Here is a 19,532-nt window from a genome sequence, read left to right on the forward strand (position 1 = left end):
CCCGCCACCTCTGTGCCGATGTCCCGCCGGCGTCGGCGAGATGAACAACCAGATGACAGCAAGCTACCTCGCGCCGTCCGGCGCGCCGGGACCGCCCACCGCGCGCCGCGGAAACCCGCCGGGTCCGTGAACCTTTTCCACCCGGAGCCCGACTGACGGGGGTGACCGGCAGGTGTGCAAAGAGATGTGCGGGGAGGGTGTGTGAGGTCGCGGAGGCCGGGGCCGACGACGACGGCGGCGGCGGCCCCGGCGCGGTCGTCGACCGGTTGGAGATCCGGGCCGGTCTGGCCGAACTCCCGCCGCGCGAGCGCGAGGTGTCGATCCTCGTCCACGTGGCGGACCTGTCCCGCGCCGCCTGCGCCGACGTGCTCGACATGCCGACCGCACCGTCAAGAGCCGCCTCTCCCGCGCGCGTCGCGTAATGCGGGACGTCCTCACCGAAGGGGGACACCGGACATGAGCCGGCACGACCACCACGAGGAGCCGGCCAGGCCGGTGCCGGCCGGCCTGATCGCGGTCGGCCTGTCGTGGGCCGCCGCCTGCGGCGCGGCGGCGGCGCGCTGGCTCGCCACCGCGCCCTGCCGCGGCTGCGCGACGGCCGGCGGCGGGCGTCAGGCGTCGCGCGCCGCGAGCGGCCCGCCGGCGGCGAGGGCCAGCGCGGCGAAGCGCTCGCCGATGCGCCGGTGGGTGGCGGCGTCCGGGTGGAGCGCGTCGGGCAGCGGCAGTTCGGCGTGGTCGGCCTCGCCGTAGAGCTCGCGGCCGTCGAGGAGCCACAGGTGCGGGTCCTCGGCGGACCGCTGCCGCACGACGCGGGCCAGCTCCTCCCGGATGGCGGTGAGGGTCAGTTTCCCGGCGGCGCGCTCGGCCGGGTCGCCGGTGGCCTGGAACCGCAGCCGGCCCTCGGCGAGGGCGCCGAGGTCGAAGGCGGCGGGACCCGGGGTGTCCTCGTGGATCGGGCAGTACAGCGGGGAGACGACCAGCAGCGGCGTGGTGGGGTGGCCGTCCCTGATGGTGTCCAGGAAGCCGTGCACGGCGGGGCCGAGGGCGCGCAGCCGCATCAGGTCGGCGTTGACGAGGTTGATGCCGATCTTGACGCTGATCAGGTCGGCCGGGGTGTCGCGCATCGCGCGGGCGGTGAACGGGTCGAGCAGGGCGCCGCCGCCGAAGCCGAGGTTGATCAGCTCCACGCCGCCGAGCGAGGCGGCGAGCGCGGGCCAGGTGGTGGTGGGGCTCGCGGCGTCGGAGCCCTGGCTGATCGAGCTGCCGTGGTGCAGCCACACCTTCCGGCCCCGGTCCGGCACCGGCTCGACGGGGGCGTCGGTGCGCAGCGCGACGAGCTCGGTGGTCTCGTTGTGCGGCAGCCAGATCTCGACGTCCTTGGGCCGGGCGGGCAGGTCGGCGAAGCGGAGGGTGACGGCCGGCCCCTCCCGGTGCTCGGTGGTGCCGGTGGCCAGGTCGACGGTGAGGGTGTCGCCGCCGGTGGCCACGGCGGCCTGGCCGGCCGGCAGGCCGTCGACGAGCAGGTCGTAGCGGCCCGCCGGGCGGGGTGGGGCGCCGAGATAGCTCCGCCGGGTGGGCAGCGTGTCCAGCTCGACGACGGTCGCCCGGGTTCGGAGCGCGAGGCGGACGCCCGACGGCTGGGACTCGGCCATGGCGAGCTGCGGGTCGGCGGACCGCGCGCGGGCCGCGGGTGGCAGCCGGTGCGGCAGCAGGCCGCGCGCGGTGCGCTCCAGGTCGAGGGCGCCGCGCAGCAGGTCGGCGGTGACGGGGGTGGTGATCAGGTGGTGGTGCTCCGCACTGTGCATCGTTCTCAGCCTGTCGATCTGTCGATCTGTCGATCTGTCGATTGCCGTTCAGGGCGCGGGCCAGTTCCGCAGCAGGGCGTCGAGCGCGTCCAGCGCCCGGGACCAGCTCTCCGCCGGGTCGGGGGCGCTGTGGTCGAAGCCGCCGGCGAGCTCCAGGCTGACGTAGCCGTGGAAGACGCTGCCCAGCAGCCGGACCGCGTGCGTCTCGTCCGGCTCGGGAAGGTCGTAGCCGCGCAGGATCGCCCGCGTCATCCGCGCGTGCCGGACGCCGGCGCTGGCGGCCGCCGTCTCCGGGTCGAGCCGCAGCCGGGCGGCGGCGTATCGGCCCGGATGCTCCCTGGCGTAGTCGCGGTAGACGTGGGCGAAGGCGATCAGGGCGTCCTTGCCCGACCGCCCGGCCAGGGCCTCGGCGGCCCGGTCGGCCAGCTCCGCCAGGGCGAGCAGGGCGATCCGGGTCCTGAGGTCCTGGGAGTTCCGCAGATGGGAGTAGAGGCTCGCGACCCTGACGTCGAACCGCCTGGCGAGCGCCGAGACCGTCACCTGGTCGAAGCCCACCTCGTCGGCGAGCTCCGCGCCCGCCCGCGTGAGGCGCTCGGCGGTCAACCCTGCCCTCGCCATGCCATAACCCCTTTCCCATCTGCCGAAAGCGATTATGCAGCTACCTAACACCTTTAGGCAAGCCCGGCCCGACCGCCCTGGATAGCTGCCGCAAGCAGGGCGCTTGCAATAGTTAGCAAGGTGCGGCACGCTGGTGGCATGGCTTCACTCGGCGTCGGCAACCTCGGCGAGTTCCTGCGGGAGCAGCGTCGGCAGGCACGGCTGTCCCTGCGGCAGCTGGCCGAGGCGGCCGGGGTGTCGAACCCGTACCTCAGCCAGATCGAGCGCGGGCTGCGCAAGCCGAGCGCGGAGATCCTCCAGCAGATCGCCAAGGGTCTGCGCATCTCCGCCGAGACGCTCTACGTCCAGGCCGGGATCCTCGACGAGCGCGCCCAGGACGACGCGGAGGGCGACCGGCCCGCCGCCGGCGTGCGGGAGGCGGTGCGGGCGGATCCGCACCTCGACGAGCTCCAGAAGCAGGCGCTGCTCCAGATCTACGACTCGTTCCGGCGGGAGCACCAGCAGGCAGCCACGCACCAGGAACGCACGCACAAGGAGAACCCTCGATGACCATCACGGACGACCTCCGGAAGACCCTCTCCAACTCCACCCCGCTCTACGTGGCCGCCGGCACCGCCGACCTGGCCGCGCAGAAGCTGCGCGAGCTGCCGGCCACCTTCGAGCGGCTGCGCGAGCAGGCGCCCGAGCGGCTGCCGAAGCTGCGCGAGCAGGCCCAGCACGCGGCGATGCAGGGCGTGGGCATCGCCCTCGAGTACGCGGTGCGGGCCCGCGAGACCTACGACGTCCTGGCCGAGCGCGGCCGCACCGTGGTGGACCGCCGCCGTGCCGCGGGCGAGGACGAGCCCGAGGTGACGGTCGAGCGCGCCGAGCAGGTGCCGGTCACCGAGCCGGAGCCGGTGCGCGAGCCGGCGGCGTCCGCCGAGGCGGAGCCCGACGCCGAGCCCACCGCCGAGGTACCGAGGCAGCGCAAGCCGGGCGCCCGCAGGACGACGGTCAAGAAGACCCCGCCGAAGGACTGAGAAGACCGACCGAGGCCCGTGGCACCGACGCCACGGGCCGGTCGGGGGCCCCCGCGACCATTACCCGCGCGGGCCCCGGCCCAGTACCGTGGACGGTAACCCTCGGCGTTGACGACTTGGTGGAGGACAGCATGCTCCTGTCAGGCTTCAGCTCAGTGATCAGCTTCATCTTCCTCGGGCTGCTGCTGCTCAGTGTCTTCGCGCTGGTGCACGCCGCACTCCAGCGGGAGGACGCCTACCGGGCGGCCGGCAAGCAGACCAAGCCGTTCTGGTTGATCGTCCTCGGCATCACGGTGGCCGCGCAGCTGGTGCTGCCGATGATGCTCCTGGTGCTCGCGGGCACCGTGGCCACCATCGTGTACCTGGTGGACGTCCGGCCGGCCCTGCAGGCGGTCACCGGCCGCGGTCGCGGCCACGGTGGCGGCTGGAGCAGCAGCGACGGTCCGTACGGGCCTTATAACGGAAATCGCTGACCCTTCCACCCCACGTGGCCGTGGCCGGAATCTGCCTCTAGCATCAGCGGGGACACCCGTCGATGAACGCCAGAGGAACCGTAGTGCGATTTCGCCTGACCCCCAGGGAGACCAGCTTCTACGAACTGTTCGCCATGGCCGCCGACAACGTTCTGAGCGGTTCGAAGCTGCTCATGGAGCTCCTGGGTGCCGACGCCGCTACGCGCGTCGAGATCGCCGAACGGATGCGCGCCGCCGAACACGCCGGGGACGACGCGACGCACGCCATCCTGCACCAGCTGAACTCGTCCTTCATCACGCCCTTCGACCGCGAGGACGTGTACCGGCTTGCCTCCACCCTCGACGACATCATGGACTTCATGGAGGAGGCCGTCGACCTGGTCGTCCTCTACGAGATCGACGAGCTGCCCAGGGGCGTCGAGGAACAGATCGAGGTGCTGAACCGGGCCGCCGAGCTCACCGCGGAGGCGATGCCCCGGCTGCGCACCATGGAGCAGCTCAGCGAGTACTGGATCGAGGTCAACCGCCTGGAGAACCAGGCCGACCGGGTCCACCGCAAGCTGCTCGCCCACCTCTTCAGCGGCTCCTACGAGGCCATAGAGGTAATGAAGCTGAAGCAGGTCGTGGACGTGCTGGAAGAGGCCGCGGACGCCTTCGAGACGGTGGCCAACACGGTGGAGACGATCGTGGTCAAGGAGTCCTGATCCCACCGTGGACACGTTCGGCCTCATAGTCGTCGTCTGTACGGCGCTCCTCTTCACCTACACCAACGGGTTCCACGACTCGGCGAACGCCATCGCCACCTCCATCTCCACCCGCGCCCTGACCCCCCGCGTGGCGCTGGGCATGGCCGCGCTGATGAACCTGGCGGGCGCCTTCCTCGGCAGCGGCGTCGCCAGGACGGTCAGCGAGGGCATCATCGACACCCCCACCGGCGACGGCGGGATGGCCATCCTGTTCGCGGCCCTGCTCGGGGCCATCGGCTGGAACATGGTGACCTGGTACCTCGGGCTGCCCTCGTCGTCCTCCAACGCGCTCTTCGGCGGCATGATCGGCGCCGCGCTCGCGGCCGCCTCGGCCGTGCACTGGGACGGAGTCCTCACCAAGGTCATCCTCCCGATGTTCGTCTCGCCGCTGATCGGCCTGGTGCTCGGCTACCTGGTGATGGTGGCCACCCTCTGGCTGTTCAGGAAGGCCAACCCGCGCCGGGCGCACCGCGGCTTCCGGATGGCCCAGACCGTCTCGGCGGCCGGCATGGCGCTCGGCCACGGCCTCCAGGACGCGCAGAAGGCGATGGGCGTGGTGGTGCTCGCGCTGGTGATCGCGGACGTGCAGGACGAGGCGGACGGCATCCCCACCTGGGTCAAGCTGGCCTGCGCCGGCATGCTCTCGCTCGGCACCTACGTCGGCGGCTGGCGGATCATGCGCACGCTGGGCCGCCGGATCATCGAGCTCGACCCGCCCCGCGGCTTCGCCGCCGAGTCCACGGCCGCCTCGGTGCTGTACTCCGCCTCCTACATCTTCAACGCGCCCGTCTCCACGACCCAGGTGATCTCCTCGGCGATCATGGGCGTGGGCGCCACCCGGCGGATCAGCGCGGTGCGGTGGCGGGTGGCGCGGGACATCGTGGCCAGCTGGTTCATCACGATGCCGGCGGCGGGCCTGGGCGCCGCCCTGGTCTACACGGTGACGCAGGCGCTGCTGGGCTGAGCCCGCCGGGCCGGACCGGGTGCGTCGAGGCCATGACGCTCGCGCACGCAATCGCCGCAACTTCCTCACGATTCCTCTGACAGCATTCCGGCCCCTTAGCCACGTCTTACATCGGGGGCCACTCCAAGGCCCCTGAACTCATCTAGCAAGGGGGCCAGTTGAGGAAGCGAACGCAGCGATCCCGTGCTGCCGTCATCGCCAGCGCGGCGGTGGCCGCCGCCCTGACCGGGGGGTTAACGGCGCCGGCCACGGCGTCGGACGGGCCGTCCGGCGGCACGTTCGGCCGGGTGGCCGAGCAGGGCCAGGGCGGTGAGCGGATCGCGCTGATCACGGGTGACCAGGTCGTCGTCGACGCCGAAGGCGAGGTCACCGGCCTGATCCGCGCCGAGGGCCGGGAGAACATCCCCGTCCGGGTGCTCGAGATCGAGGGCGCCACCCACGTACTGCCGGCCGACGTGCAGGGGCTGATAGCCGACGGCACACTCGACCGCCAGCTGTTCAACGTCACCGAACTGAGCCGCGAGCCCTACCGGGAGCGTGGCGGTCTCGGCGTCATCGTCACCTACAGCGGCGAGCGGCAGGCCAACCTGCTGAGCGCCCAGGACGACGAGGCGACGACGCTCGACGCCATCAACGGCGAGGCACTGACCGTGGCCGACGACGAGCTCGCCGGCCTGTGGAACACGCTGACCGAGCCGACCGGCGACACCCAGCGACTGGCCGCGGAGCCGCGGATCGAGTCGATCGCGCTGGACGGCCACGTCCAGGCGACGCTCGACACCAGCGTCCCGCAGATCGGCGCCCCCGAGGCATGGGAGGCCGGCTTCAACGGCGAGGGCATCACCATCGCGGTGCTCGACACCGGCATCTCGGACGACCACGAGGACGTCACCCCGCGGGTGATCGCGGAGCAGAACTTCTCCGACGCGTCCGACACCGACGACCACTTCGGTCACGGCACCCACGTCGCCTCCATCGCCGCCGGCACCGGCGCGCACTCGGGCGGCACCTACACGGGCGTGGCGCCCGGCGCCCGGCTCCTCGACGGCAAGGTGCTCGACGACTCGGGCGGCGGTTGGGACTCCGGCATCATCGCCGGCATGGAGTGGGCGGTCGAGCAGGGCGCCGACATCATCAACATGTCGCTGGGCGGTGGGGAGTCGCTGGAGGTCGACCCGATGGAGGCGGCCGTCGACGCCCTCTCCGCCGAGTCCGACGCCCTGTTCGTGATCGCGGCCGGCAACAGCGGCCCGTCGGAGAACTCCCTCGGTTCCCCCGGCACCGCCGACGCGGCACTAACCGTGGGGGCCGTCGACAAGCAGGACCAGCTGGCGGACTTCTCCTCCGTCGGCGGCCGGCTCCGCGACGCCGCCGTCAAGCCCGACGTCACCGCACCCGGCGTCGACATCGGCGCGGCCGCCGCGCCGGGCAGCGTCATCGAGGCCGAGGGCACCCCGGTGGCCGACGGCTATGTCGCGATCTCCGGCACCTCGATGGCCACCCCGCACGTCGCGGGCGCCGCCGCCATCCTGGCGCAGGCCCACCCGGACTGGACCGGCGAGCAGATCAAGGCCGCGCTCACCGGCTCCGCCGTCTCGACGGGCGACTACACGGCGAACCAGCAGGGCACCGGGCGCATCGACGTCCCGGCGGCCCTCGCCCAGACCGTGATCGCCGAGACGCCGTCGGTGAACTTCGGCATCGTGCCCTTCCCGCACGAGGAGGCCGAGCCCGTCACCGAGGAGCTGACCTACCGCAACCTCGGCGACGAGGACATCACCCTGGACCTGACCGTCGAGGGCCGCGCCCCCGACGGCTCCGCCGCACCCGAGGGCCTGTTCACCCTCGGCGCCGACCAGGTCACCATCCCCGCCGGCGGCACCGCCACCGTCCCCGTCACCGCCTCCACCGCGGCCGGCGACCAGTTCGGCGCGTACACGCTGCACGTCACCGCCACCGGCGGCGAAGAGACCGTCAGGACCTCGGGCTCCGTCCTCCGCGAGGAGGAGAAGTTCGACCTCACCATCGAGGTCACCGGCCGTGACGGCCAGCCCACCGCCGACTGGGACAGCCTGCTGTTCGGCCTCGACGGCGACGAGTTCACCTTCCTGTCCGGCGGGGAGGACGGCACCGCCACGATCCGGCTGCCCGAGGGCCGCTACCTCACGGAAACCAGCGTCTACGTCGGCGGCGAGGAGCTGACCGGCGTCGACGTGCTGCTGCGTCCCGGCGTCGAACTGACCGAGGACACCACGGTCACCCTGGACGCGAACGACGCCAGGCCCATCCAGCTGACCGGCCCGGACTACGCGGCCGAGCAGACCGACGTGAGCACCTACTACGACATCACGGCCGGGGACTACGGCCTCTCCTCGGCGTGGACGGGCGGCACGCTGGGGAACGAGTTCCGCACCGCGCAGGTCGGCGACGTCCCGGACGATGTCACGTTCTCAGCCACCGCCACCACCAACTGGGTGAACGACGACCGCGAGTACTACCTGGCGGACCGCCGCGACGGCTCGTACTACACCGGGCTGCGCAAGCGGGTCAGCTCCTACGAGCTCGCCCGGATCACCACCCACCAGGGCGCCTCGCTGCCGGACCGGAACGCCTACCTGTTCAACGTGCCGGCGGGCGGGTTCTCCACCGCCTATCCGGTGCAACTGCCCCGCACCACCGAGGTGTTCGTGCAGGCGGCGGCCGGCCCCTGGACCCAGGAGTTCTGGCAGATCGACCCCGAGGAGAACATCGACGCCAACTACTGGTCCGGCCCGGTCGACTACGAGGCCGGCGAGACCTACGAGGCCACCTTCAACGTGGGTGTCTTCGGCCCGGCGATCAACGAGGGCCAGGGCCTGTACCGCTTCGGGAACGAGCTGTTCGGCGTCGTCAACCCGTTCGCCGACGGCGCCGGCCACACCGGTGACAGCCTGTTCGACTCCGCCTCGACCACCCTCTACCGGAACGGCGAGGAGTACGCGACGGCCGACGACTACCTCGACTGGGTGGGCTTCCAGCTCCCCGCCGAGGAGGCCGAGTACGAGCTGGTCACCACCGCCAGCCGGGACGGGATCGGCGCCTCGGTGACCACCGAGGTCACCGCCTCCTACACCTTCACCTCGGCCGACCCCGGCGAGGACGAGCAGGTGCAACTCCCCGCCAGCGCCATCCGGTTCAGCCCGGAACTGGCCCTCGACTCGACCGCCCCCGGCGGTGAGACCGTCCAGGTGCCGGTGACCGTGCAGGGTTCGGGCGCCGGCGACAACCTCGGCTCGCTCACCGTCTCGGTCTCCTACGACGGCGGCCAGACCTGGACCGAAACCCCGGTCGAGGACGGCGCCGTCACCGTCACCAACCCGGCCGCCGGCTCCACCGTCTCCTTCCACGCCGAAGCCGTCGACGGCCAGGGCAACACCACCACCCAGACCCTCATCGACGCCTACCGCACCACCTGATTCCCACCCCGCGCCCGGCCCGTCGCCGCACACCAGCGGCGGCGGGCCGGCGCCTTTTCTGGTCACGCGCAGAACCCACACAACTCGCCGCTCAACATTTCCCGCCCCCCGACGCCTCTCCTTCAACGAGGGCCACCGGAGCCCCAACCCACCTATGGAGGGGAACAGTTGAGGAAGCGAACACAGCGATCGCGCACCGCCGCCGTCGCCGCGTGCGCAGCCGTCGCCGCCGCCCTGACCAGCGGGGCCATGACGTCGGCCACGGCGTCGGACGGCTCGTCCGGCGGCGCGTCCGGCCGGGTGGCCGAGCAGAGCCGGGGCGGTGCGCGGATCGCGCTGATCACGGGTGACCGGGTCCTCGTGGACGCCGAGGGCGAGGTCACCGGCCTGATCCGCGCCGAGGGCCGGGAGAACGTCCCGGTCCGGGCGCTGACCATCGACGGCGCCACCCACGTCATCCCGGCCGACGCCCAGCGGCTGATAGCCGACGGCACCCTGGACCGACGGCTGTTCAACGTCACCGAGCTCAGCCGCGAGCCCTACCGGGAGCGCGGCGGCCTGGGCGTCATCGTCACCTACACCGGCGAGCGGCAGGCCAACCTGCTCAGTGCCCAGGACGACGAGGCGACGACGCTCGACGCCGTCAACGGCGAGGCGTTGGTCGTCGAGGAGGGCGAGCTCGCGGGCCTGTGGAACACGCTGACCGAGCCGACCGGCGAGGCCCAGCGGCTCGCGGCCGCGCCGCGGATCGAGTCGATCGCGCTGGACGGCCACGTCCAGGCGACGCTCGACACCAGCGTCCCGCAGATCGGCGCCCCCGAGGCATGGGAGGCCGGCTTCGACGGCGAGGGCACCACCATCGCCATCCTGGACACCGGGATCAGCTCCCAACACGAGGACGTCGCCCCGCAGGTGATCGCCACGGAGAACTTCTCCGACTCGCCGGACTCGGAGGACCGCCACGGTCACGGCACCCACGTCGCCTCCACCGCCGCCGGCACCGGCGCCCACTCGGGCGGCACCTACACCGGTGTCGCGCCGGGCGCCCGCCTCCTCGACGGCAAGGTGCTCGACGACTACGGCTCCGGCTGGGACTCCGGCATCATCGCCGGCATGGAGTGGGCGGTCGAACAGGGCGCCGACGTCGTGAGCATGTCGCTCGGCGGCTACGCCGGCAGCGAGGTCGACCCGCTGGAGGACGCGGTCAACACGCTGTCGGCCGAGTCGGACGCGCTGTTCGTGATCGCCGCCGGCAACGACGGCCCCGGCCAGAACACCATAGGTTCCCCCGGCACCGCCGAGGCCGCGCTGACCGTGGGGGCCGTCGACAAGCAGGACCAGCTGGCGGACTTCTCCTCCGTCGGCGGCCGACTCCGCGACGCCGCCGTCAAGCCCGACGTCACCGCCCCCGGCGTCGACATCGGCGCCGCCGCCTCACCAGGCAGCATCATCGAGGCCGACGGCACCCCCGTCGCCGACGGCTACACCGCGATCTCCGGCACCTCCATGGCCACCCCCCACGTCGCCGGCGCCGCCGCCATCCTCGCCCAGGCCCACCCCGACTGGACCGGCGAACAACTCAAGGCCGCCCTCACCGCCTCCACCCGACAACTCGACGGCTACACCCCGATGCAGCAGGGCACCGGACGCATCGACATCCCCGCCGCACTCGCCCAGACCGTCATCGCCGAGACGGCCTCGGTGAACTTCGGCATCGTGCCCTTCCCCCACGACGACGCGGAACCGATCACCGAGGAACTGACCTACCGCAACCTCGGCGACCAGGACACCACCCTCGACCTCACCGTCCAGGCCCTGGCCCCCGACGGCTCCGCCGCCCCCGAGGGCGTCTTCGCCCTCGGCGCTGACCAGGTCACCATCCCCGCCGGCGGCACCGCCACCGTCCCCGTCACCGCCAACACCGCGGCCGGCGACCAGTACGGCGCCTACACCCTGTGGATCACCGCCACCGGCGGCGACCAGACCGTCAGGACCTCGGGCTCCGTCCTCCGCGAGGAGGAGAAGTTCGACCTGACCGTCCAGGGGCTCGACCGGGACGGCGCGGCCACCGGCTTCTGGGAGGGCAGCGTCGCCAACCTGGAGACCGGCGACATCTTCTGGTTCACCCCGGGCGAGGACGGCTCCGACACGGTGCGGCTGCCCGAGGGTGAGTACCTGGTCGACGGTGTCGTCTCCGACGCCGAGCCGGGGAGCGACGACGTCACCGGGCTCGACCTGCTGGTCCAGCCCTCGCTGACGCTGACCGAGGACACCACCGTCGATCTCGACGCGTCCCGGGCCGAGCCCGTGTCGCTGACCGGCCCCGACGAGGCGGCCGAGCTCACCCGACTGAACGTCGGCATCGAGGTGATGGAGTCGGCGGACTACGGCATCGCCTCCTACCTGATGACCGGCGCCCAGCCGAACGGCGTGGGCACCGCCCAGTTCGGCGACGCGCCGGAGGGCTACGACGTGTCCTCCTTCGCCAACACGGTGTGGAGCGTGGACGACCGCGAGTACCAGCTGGCGGAGACCAGGGAGGGCGAGCTGTTCACCGGGCTCGACGTCCAGGTGCCCCAGGAGGAGCTGGCCCGGATCACCACCCGCGCCGGCTCCACGCTGCCCGGGGTCCCCGGCATCCTGCTCACCTGGCCGACGACGGTGCCCTTCAGTGACGCCCCCTGGCAGGAACTGCCCCGCACCCGCGAGGTGTTCGTCCAGGCGACGGCCGGCGAGTGGCGCCAGGAAGTCTGGCAGACGGACCCGGAGACGTTCGCCGCCGCCGTCCAGTACATGTCGGCGCCGCGCGCGTACCAGGCCGGCGAGAGCTACGAGTCGACGCTCAACGTGGGCGTCTTCGGCCCGGCCATCGGCGCGGACGGCGGCCTGCGGCGGGAGGGCGACGCGCTCTACGGCACCGTCAACCTGTTCGGCGACTCGGCGGGGAACAGCGGCTTCAGCACCGTGGACTCGGCCTCGACCACCCTCTACCGGAACGGCGAGGAGTACGCGACATCCACCGACTACCTCGACTTCGTGGTCTTCGAACTGCCCGCCGAGGAGGCCGAGTACGAGCTGGTCACCACCGCCAGCCGGGCCGGCACCGGCGCCGTCTCGTCCACCGAGGTCACCTCGTCCTACACCTTCACCTCGGCCAACCCGGGCGAGGGCGAGATCGCCGAGGTTCCGGTCAGCGCCGTCCGGTTCACCCCGGAGCTGACGCTGGAGAACACGGCCCCCGGCGGTGACACCGTCCAGGTGCCGGTGACCGTGCAGGGCTCCGCCGCCGGCGACAACCTCGGCTCGCTCACCGTCTCCGTCTCCTACGACGGCGGCGAGACCTGGACCGAGACCCCCGTCGAGAACGGCGCCGTCACCGTCACCAACCCGGACGCCGGCTCCAGCGTCTCCTTCCACGCCGAGGCCGTCGACGGCCAGGGCAACACCACCACCCAGACCATCATCGACGCCTACCGCACCACGTAGCCGACCACGCCCGGCCCGCTACCGAGTGGCGGGCCGGGCCACCGGTCTCAGCCGAAACGGCCGGAGATGTAGTCCTCGGTGGCCGACACGGAGGGGTTGGAGAATATCTTCGCCGTCGCGTCGACCTCGATCAGCCGGCCGGGGTCCCCCACCTCCGCCAGGTTGAAGAACGCCGTCCGGTCCGAGACCCGCGCCGCCTGCTGCATGTTGTGGGTGACGATCACGATCGTGTACGAGGCCTTGAGCTTGGAGATCAGGTCCTCGATGGCCAGCGTGGAGATCGGGTCGAGCGCCGAGCACGGCTCGTCCATCAGCAGCACGTCCGGCGACACCGCCGTGGCCCGGGCGATGCACAGCCGCTGCTGCTGACCGCCGGAGAGCCCGGAGCCCGGCTTGTGCAGCCGGTCCTTCACCTCGTTCCACAGGTTGGCGTCGCGCAGGTTCTTCTCCACCACGGCGTCCAGCTCGGACTTCCGCATCCGCCGGCCCCCGTAGAGCCGGAGCCCGGACGCCACGTTCTCGTAGACCGACATGGTGGGGAACGGGTTCGGCCGCTGGAACACCATGCCGATGGTGCGCCGCACCGCCACCGGGTCGACGCCAGGACCGTACAGGTCCTCGTTGTCGAGCAGCACCTTCCCCTCGACCCGGCCGCCCGGCGTCACCTCGTGCATCCGGTTGAGGGTGCGCAGGAACGTGGACTTCCCGCAGCCCGACGGGCCGATGAAGGCCGTCACGGCCTGCGGCTCCACGTGCAGCGTGATGTCCTCGATCGCCTTGTGGGCGCCGTAGTACGCGGTCAGCCCGCTGACGTCGATACGTTTCGCCATCCGCGCGACCTCTCCCTTCCGCTCAGCGATCCGTCCTGGGTGCCTTCCAGCGTGCCACGGCCCTGGCCGCCAGGTTCAGCACCATCACGAAGGCGATCAGCACCAGCGCCGCTGCCCAGGCCCGGTCGTAGGACGACGCGGTGCCGGCCCCCCACTGCTCGTAGACGTAGAGCGGCAGCGAGGACTGCGCCCCCTCGAACGGGTTGGCGTTGATCATCGCGTTGCCGAAGACCAGCAGGATGATCGGCGCGGTCTCGCCGGCGATCCTGGCCAGCGCCAGCATCACCCCGGTGGTGATGCCGCCGATCGCGGTGGGCAGCACCACCTTCAGGATGGTGCGCCACTTCGGCACCCCGAGCGCCAGCGACGCCTCGCGCAGCTCCTCGGGCACCAGCTTCAGCATCTCCTCGGTGGACCGCACCACGATCGGCATCATCAGCACGGCGAGCGCCATGGCCCCGGCGAGGCCCGAGTAGCCGAAGCCGAGCGTCATGATCCACAGGCTGAGGACGAACAGGCCGGCCACGATCGACGGGATGCCGGTCATGACGTCCACGAAGAAGGTGATCGCCCGCGCCAGCCGGCCGCGTCCGTACTCCACCAGGTAGATCGCGGTGAGCAGGCCGATCGGGAGGGCCAGCACCGAGGCGATCAGCACCTGCTGCACGGTGCCGAGCAGCGCGTGGTAGACGCCGCCGCCCGACTGCCAGCTCAGCACCCCGTTCATCGAGTGGGTCAGGAAGTGCCAGCTGATGCCGGCCACGCCCCGCGACACCGTCTCCCACACCAGCGCCGCGAGCGGCAGCACGGCGATCGCGAAGCAGGCCCACACCAGCAGCGCCGCCAGCCGGTCGACGGCCAGCCGCCGGCCCTCTATCGCGTAGGTCAGCGCGAAGGTGGTCGAGACGAACAGCACGCCGGCGATCAGCCCCCACTGCACCCGACTGCTGAGCTCGGCCACCAGGCCGACGCCGATGCCGAAGCAGAGCGAGCCGACCAGCACCGCGCCCAGCGCCCAGCGGGGCACCCTGGTCGGACGGAGCACCGGCCTGGCCACCGGGGGCGGCGCGGCGGCGGTGGCGACAGCCTGCCCGCTCATCCCGCGTTCCCCGCGTACTCGCGGCGCCGGGCGATGATCAGCCGGGCCGCGCCGTTGACCAGCAGCGTCAGCACGAACAGTACGAGCCCCGAGGCGATCAGCGCGTCCCGGCCCATCGAGGTGGCCTCCTTGAACTGGCTGGCGATGTTCTGCGCGAAGGTGCCGCCGCCGGACTCCAACAGGCTGGCGTTGATCAGGAAGCTGGGCGACAGCACGGTCGCCACCGCCATCGTCTCACCGAGCGCCCGGCCGAGCCCGAGCATCGTGGCGCTGATGATCCCGGAGCGGCCGAAGGGCAGCACCGTGGTGGTGATCACCTCCCAGCGGGTGGCGCCGAGCGCCAGCGCGGCCTCCTGGTGGGCGCGGGGCGTCTGCCGGAAGATCTCCCGGGTGACGCTGGTGATGATCGGCAGGATCATGATCGCCAGGAGGATGCCGACGCTCATCAGCGACCGGGCGGGCGTGCCGTTGTAGGAGAGGATCCCGGTCCAGCCGAAGAGATGGTCGAGCCACTCGTAGAAGCCGGTCAGCCGCGGCACCAGGTAGAGCGCGCCCCACAGGCCGTAGACGATGCTGGGCACGGCGGCCAGCAGGTCGACCAGGTAGCCGATCGGGGCGGCGAGCCGGCGCGGCGCGTAGTGCGAGATGAACAGCGCGATCCCCACGGCCACCGGCATCGCGAGCACTATGGCGATCAGCGAGCTGACCACGGTGCCGAACAGCAGGACCGCGATGCCGAAGACCGGCGGGTGGCTGTTGGCGTCCCACTCGAAGGTGGTGAGGAAGTTCCCCTCGTCCCGGCTGATCGCGACGACCGCGCGGATCGTCAGGAAGACCGCGATCGCCGCCATGATCAGGAGCAGCGTGATGCCCGAACCCTTGGCGAGCCCGCCGAACACGCGGTCGCCGAGGCGCACGGTGCCGTCGCGCCCGGGGCGCGTGCCGTCGCCGGCGTTCGCGGGGTCCACGCTTCCTCGACTCCTCAGCTCAGGCCATGGCGTCGATGCGCCGGCGTACCTGGTCGATGATCGGGTCCGAGATCGGCGCGTAGTCGATCCTGGCGAGCGCCCGCTGTCCCTCCTCGCTCGCGGCATAGCCGAGGAACGCCTTGATCAGCCCGACGCTGTCCGGTTCGTTGCCCCGGTCGCAGGCGATCTCGTAGGTGACCAGGACGATCGGGTAGACGTCGACGGCGCGGGCCGTGTAGTCGAACTCCAGGGCCAGGTCGCCGTGGCGCCCGACCACCCTGGCCCGGTCGACGGCGCCCGCGGCGTTCTCCACGGTGGCCGCCACCGGACGCTCGGCGCCGGTGTCGAGGCGGACGGTGCTGATCTCGTTGCGGTGCGCGAAGGACAGCTCGAAGTAGGCGATCGCGCCCTCGTTCTGCTGCACCTGCCCCACCAGGCCCGAGGAGCCGTCGGCGGCCTGGCCGCCGCGGCCGGCCCACGCCTTGTCCGGCTCGTGCGGCCAGGAGTCGGGCGCGGCGGCGCGCAGGTAGCTGGTGAAGTTCTCGGTGGTGCCCGAGCCGTCGGAGCGGTGGAAGGGGGTGATCGGGGCGTCCGGCAGCCGGGCGTCCGGGTTGAGCCGGTGGATCGCCGGGTCGTTCCAGCGGGTGATCCGGGAGTCGAAGATCCGGGCCAGCGTGTCCGGGTCGAGCACCAGGTCGTCGACGCCCGGCAGGTGGTAGCCGATGGCGACCGGCCCCGCGACTATCGGCAGGTTCAGCGCCCGCCCGCCGTCCCGGCACACGGAGCGTGACTCCTCGATCTCGTCGGCGTCGAGCGCCGTGTCGGAGCCCGCGAAGGCCGTGTTGCCCTGAAGGAACTCCTGGACCCCGGCGCCCGAGCCGGTGGCCTTGTAGTTGACCTGGCTGCCCGCACAATTGGTCTGGTAGGTGTTCACCCAGACCTCCATGGCGTTGGCCTGGGCCGAGGATCCGGAGGCGAGCAGCGTGCCGTCGGGGCCGCAGTGGAGGTCGTCGAGCGAGAAGTCGAGGGCGCCGGGAATGCCGGAGTTGTCATCGGACCCGCAACCGGTGAGGGACAGCGCACCGACCAGCGCGCCCGTCAGCGCGGCGGAGCCGAGGCGTAGCTTCACTCTCCCTCAGTCCCTTCCCTCGGCCGTTCGTACCTTACTGCCCGCCCCTCGGCACGGCCCAGCGCCGATTCGTTACGCTATACCCATCAGGGGTATAAGAGCCGGAAGGCAACACTATGACCGCCATCGACACGACATCCGCCGAAACGCAGGGCGAGGCCGCCACCGCGCCGGACACCCACCCGGTGGGCCCACACGGCTACAGCAAGGACAAGGACTCGCACCTCAAACGACTGCGCCGGATCGAGGGCCAGATCCGGGGCCTGCAACGGATGGTCGACGAGGACGTCTACTGCATCGACATACTCACCCAGGTCTCGGCCTCCACCAAGGCCCTGCAGTCCTTCGCGCTCCAGCTGCTGGAGGAGCACCTGCGGCACTGCGTGGCGCACGCCGCCCAGGAGGGCGGCCCGGAGATCGACGCCAAGGTCGAGGAGGCCACCGCCGCGATCGCCCGCCTGCTGCGGACCTGACGCGCCGGCCGGCGCGCTACTCGATGGTGCCGGTGTAGACCTGGCCGGGATCCGGCAGCTCCACCCGCACCGGGGCGCCGAAGTCGTACAGCAGCACGGTGGACGCCACGTCCACGGACTCGCCGCCCCTGGCGAAGCTGAACTGGTGGCGGATCTTGCGCGGCAGCCCCTGGTCGTCGAGATAGGCGTCGAACGGCACCTCGGTGTCCGTGAAGCCGTCCACCGCCGCCGCCAGCTGCTCGCCGGCGGCGCCCGGCGCCGCCTCGGCCGCGGCCGCGATGTCGGTGACCCCCCGGTAGTGCCGCAGCGTCTCCCCGTCGACCTCGGTGAACCCCAGGTCGGCGGCGTAGGAGACGCCGCGCAACAGCTCGACGGCGGTGATCGGATCGGTGGCGCCGCCCGTGACGACGTTGCCGTCCGGGAGGGTGGTGACGTCGACCCGCACCCACTTGTCGGACGGCACCCCCGCGCCGCGGTTCTTCATGTACAGCTCGCCGGCGACGAACACCTCCGTGACCGGCTCGCCCTCCGGCAGCGCGATCCGCAGCAGCCCCCGCCGTTCGGCGTAGTCGAATCCGCCTTCTCCGTGAATCGTGATCCACGTGCCGCCCGAGGCCATCCGCATGTCGGTGGTGGCCTGTGAACTCCCGCTCTCCGCAAGGACTTCGGGCACCTGGCGGACCGCCTCCGCGGCCTGCCGCCGCGCCGCGCCGTCCGCCGCGGCGCCGGTGCCCGAGCAGCCGGAGACGGCGCTCGTGAGCACGGCGGAGAGCAGCCCCACACAGCCCGCGAGCCTGCTGCGCGCCGCGATTCCCGTGGTGGTCGCCCGTGTCTGCCCCATGGTCTGCCGACACCCCCAGCACCTGGTCGCCTCGGAGTCGTATGACCTAACGAGACCCGGGGGTGGCCGTTACGGTGGTGTCGTGCGCGACCAGTGCGAGAACGAGGAACCGTCGGCCGTCGGGCCGGCGTTGGTGCGGCATCAGGTCACACTCAACGAGCGCGGGCCCTTCGTGGCCCCGGAGTGCAGTTGCGGCTGGTACGGGCCCGCCCGCCGCTCCCGGCCACTGGCCAGGTCGGAGGGCGCCGCCCACGAGGCGGCGCCCTCCTGACCCGCGTCGCGGCACCTGCGGGGAACGGCTCAGGCGGCGAGCCCGGAGCCGGAGGCCGCGGGCCGTGGCTCCGGCCGGTCCGGGGCACCACCGCCGCCACCGCCGGCCGGCGGCGACCCGGCCACCACGCCGACCGCGGCCGGCCGCTCGGGCGCGGCGAGCCAGCCCAGGACCCGGGTGTGCGACGCGGCCCGCACCAACGGCGTGAGCGCCGCCATCGCCAGCGGCGCGAGCAGCAGCGCCACCGCCATGCCGAGGGCGAAGCCGCCGACGACGTCGGTCGGGTAGTGCACGGCGACGAAGACCCGGGCGAAGCCCTGGGTGAGCGCGAGCGCGAAGGCGATCAGGCCGAGGACCCGGTGCACGAGGAAGAGCGCCACGGCGATGGCCATGGCCGCGCTCGCGTGGTCGCTGACGAAGGACCAGCCATGCTTGCCCTCCACCAGAACGTCCAGGTCGGGATGGTCGACGAAGGGTCTCGGCCGGGCCACGAACTCGCCGATCGGGATGTTGACCAGCCGTGCCACACCGGCCGCCACGCCCGCCCACAGGACCCCTGCCACCGCCGTCGGCGCGTCGGGGCGCCGCCGCGCCAGCAGCCAGCCGACCACGACGAGCAGCACCAGCGCCACCGGGATGCCCCACTCGCCGACGAACGAGACGAGGCTCCTGCCCCATCCGGGCAGCCGGCCGGCGAGGTCGTTGATCTCGTAGAGGATGTCCAACTCGACGTCGGGGTTATCGAGTCCAACCATGTGCCGTTGCGGCCCCTTCGTGCTGTGGGGGGACCCTGTCAAGGCTGACAGGGCTGAGGAGCCCCTGTTCCGGTACAGGTAACGCCAACTACATCCCCCAGAGTGCCGGGGTGCATCGAAAGATCACCACAGCGTTATCGAACAGCAACGGATTGCCCAGTTGAGCCCGAGGCCATCACGCGGCGCGACGGCGGCGTCACCCTGCCGTGGGGCGGGTCGCCCCAAAGTAATCCTGGGAATCAATCGGGTCAAAACGGATCGTGGCGCCCGTGTACGGGGCGTTGATCATGTACCCGCCGCCGACATAGATGCCGACATGGTGAATGCTCCGTGGATCCTGGAGATCATACGCGAAGAACACCAGGTCCCCTGGCAGCAGCTCCGAACGCGCCGGGTGCGGACCGGAGTTCCACTGGTCGTTGGCGACCCGCGGCAGCTCGATCCCGACCGACTCGAAGGCCGCCAGCGTCAGACCCGAACAGTCGAACCGCCCGTCGTGCTCGGGCGTGCCGTTCCCGCCCCACAGGTACGGCGTCCCCAGATGCTCCTGCGCGAAGTTCACGGCCCCCGCCGCCTGCTCCAACGGCGGCAGCCCACCAC

The 19,532-nt window shown here is 71.9% G+C and carries 19 protein-coding genes; 10 read left to right on the forward strand and 9 right to left on the reverse strand.

Annotated features, from left to right (window positions below; translation table 11 throughout):
• Window positions 1-197: 197 nt before the first annotated feature.
• Window positions 198-422, forward strand: coding sequence for an RNA polymerase sigma factor (locus tag E1283_RS11025; protein ID WP_132817780.1), 225 nt, complete (start codon window positions 198-200; stop codon window positions 420-422).
• Window positions 423-611: 189 nt separating this feature from the next.
• On the opposite strand, the gene E1283_RS11030 is transcribed toward E1283_RS11025, so the two are convergent.
• Entirely contained in the window at window positions 612-1,805 is a 1,194-nt protein-coding gene (locus E1283_RS11030; RefSeq protein ID WP_132817781.1) for an SGNH/GDSL hydrolase family protein, read from the reverse strand.
• Window positions 1,806-1,853: 48 nt separating this feature from the next.
• On the reverse strand, window positions 1,854-2,423 hold the full coding sequence (locus tag E1283_RS11035; RefSeq protein ID WP_132817782.1) for a TetR/AcrR family transcriptional regulator: 570 nt from the start codon (window positions 2,421-2,423) through the stop codon (window positions 1,854-1,856).
• Window positions 2,424-2,561: 138 nt separating this feature from the next.
• Between E1283_RS11035 and E1283_RS11040 the strand changes: the two genes are divergently transcribed.
• The 7 genes from E1283_RS11040 (at window position 2,562) to E1283_RS11070 (ending at window position 12,566) form a co-directional block, all read left to right on the forward strand.
• Entirely contained in the window at window positions 2,562-2,972 is a 411-nt protein-coding gene (locus tag E1283_RS11040; protein WP_132817783.1) for a helix-turn-helix domain-containing protein, read from the forward strand.
• Complete coding sequence (locus E1283_RS11045; RefSeq protein ID WP_132817784.1) at window positions 2,969-3,442, forward strand: hypothetical protein; 474 nt, start codon at window positions 2,969-2,971, stop codon at window positions 3,440-3,442. The genes E1283_RS11040 and E1283_RS11045 overlap by 4 nt, the downstream gene beginning before the upstream one ends.
• A gap of 131 nt (window positions 3,443-3,573) precedes the next feature.
• Entirely contained in the window at window positions 3,574-3,915 is a 342-nt protein-coding gene (locus tag E1283_RS11050; protein ID WP_132817785.1) for a DUF2516 family protein, read from the forward strand.
• Window positions 3,916-3,998: 83 nt separating this feature from the next.
• A complete protein-coding gene (locus E1283_RS11055; RefSeq protein WP_132817786.1) occupies window positions 3,999-4,619 on the forward strand; it encodes a DUF47 domain-containing protein in 621 nt (206 codons plus the stop codon).
• 7 nt (window positions 4,620-4,626) lie between these two features.
• Window positions 4,627-5,625 carry an inorganic phosphate transporter gene (locus E1283_RS11060; RefSeq protein ID WP_132817787.1) on the forward strand — a complete coding sequence of 333 codons (999 nt, stop codon included), beginning with the start codon at window positions 4,627-4,629 and terminating at the stop codon, window positions 5,623-5,625.
• Window positions 5,626-5,783: 158 nt separating this feature from the next.
• Entirely contained in the window at window positions 5,784-9,080 is a 3,297-nt protein-coding gene (locus tag E1283_RS11065) for a S8 family peptidase (protein WP_243744756.1), read from the forward strand.
• A gap of 168 nt (window positions 9,081-9,248) precedes the next feature.
• Window positions 9,249-12,566: a S8 family peptidase gene (locus E1283_RS11070; RefSeq protein ID WP_132817788.1), complete on the forward strand. Its 3,318-nt coding sequence runs from the start codon at window positions 9,249-9,251 to the stop codon at window positions 12,564-12,566.
• Window positions 12,567-12,613: 47 nt separating this feature from the next.
• Here E1283_RS11070 and pstB read toward each other — a convergent pair whose 3' ends face one another.
• From pstB to pstS, 4 genes are read right to left on the reverse strand one after another with little or no spacing between them, the layout of a single operon-like run.
• Complete coding sequence (pstB, locus tag E1283_RS11075) at window positions 12,614-13,396, reverse strand: phosphate ABC transporter ATP-binding protein PstB (RefSeq protein WP_132817789.1); 783 nt, start codon at window positions 13,394-13,396, stop codon at window positions 12,614-12,616.
• A gap of 22 nt (window positions 13,397-13,418) precedes the next feature.
• Entirely contained in the window at window positions 13,419-14,495 is a 1,077-nt protein-coding gene (gene pstA / locus E1283_RS11080) for a phosphate ABC transporter permease PstA (protein WP_132817790.1), read from the reverse strand.
• On the reverse strand, window positions 14,492-15,463 hold the full coding sequence (pstC, locus tag E1283_RS11085; protein WP_243744757.1) for a phosphate ABC transporter permease subunit PstC: 972 nt from the start codon (window positions 15,461-15,463) through the stop codon (window positions 14,492-14,494). The genes pstA and pstC overlap by 4 nt, the downstream gene beginning before the upstream one ends.
• 19 nt (window positions 15,464-15,482) lie before the next feature.
• Window positions 15,483-16,592: a phosphate ABC transporter substrate-binding protein PstS gene (pstS, locus tag E1283_RS11090; RefSeq protein WP_132817792.1), complete on the reverse strand. Its 1,110-nt coding sequence runs from the start codon at window positions 16,590-16,592 to the stop codon at window positions 15,483-15,485.
• A gap of 116 nt (window positions 16,593-16,708) precedes the next feature.
• On the opposite strand from pstS, the gene E1283_RS11095 reads away from it, so the two are divergent.
• Window positions 16,709-17,065: a metal-sensitive transcriptional regulator gene (locus tag E1283_RS11095; RefSeq protein WP_243744758.1), complete on the forward strand. Its 357-nt coding sequence runs from the start codon at window positions 16,709-16,711 to the stop codon at window positions 17,063-17,065.
• A gap of 16 nt (window positions 17,066-17,081) precedes the next feature.
• Here the strand turns inward: E1283_RS11095 and E1283_RS11100 are convergent, their stop codons facing one another.
• The gene (locus E1283_RS11100; protein ID WP_243744759.1) at window positions 17,082-17,906 is read right to left on the reverse strand and encodes an SCO4651 family lipoprotein; all 825 of its coding nucleotides are present in this window, start codon (window positions 17,904-17,906) and stop codon (window positions 17,082-17,084) included.
• A gap of 82 nt (window positions 17,907-17,988) precedes the next feature.
• On the opposite strand from E1283_RS11100, the gene E1283_RS11105 reads away from it, so the two are divergent.
• Window positions 17,989-18,177, forward strand: coding sequence for a hypothetical protein (locus tag E1283_RS11105; protein ID WP_132817793.1), 189 nt, complete (start codon window positions 17,989-17,991; stop codon window positions 18,175-18,177).
• Window positions 18,178-18,206: 29 nt separating this feature from the next.
• On the opposite strand, the gene E1283_RS11110 is transcribed toward E1283_RS11105, so the two are convergent.
• Together E1283_RS11110 and E1283_RS11115 are read right to left on the reverse strand one after the other, a co-directional pair.
• Entirely contained in the window at window positions 18,207-18,932 is a 726-nt protein-coding gene (locus E1283_RS11110) for a phosphatase PAP2 family protein (protein WP_132817794.1), read from the reverse strand.
• 196 nt (window positions 18,933-19,128) lie between these two features.
• Window positions 19,129-19,532 (reverse strand): C40 family peptidase (locus E1283_RS11115; RefSeq protein WP_132817795.1); only part of this gene is annotated, 404 nt, incomplete at its 5' end.

It is taken from the genome of Streptomyces hainanensis (assembly GCF_004348415.1).
Taxonomy (GTDB): Bacteria; Actinomycetota; Actinomycetes; order Streptomycetales; family Streptomycetaceae; genus Streptomyces; species Streptomyces hainanensis.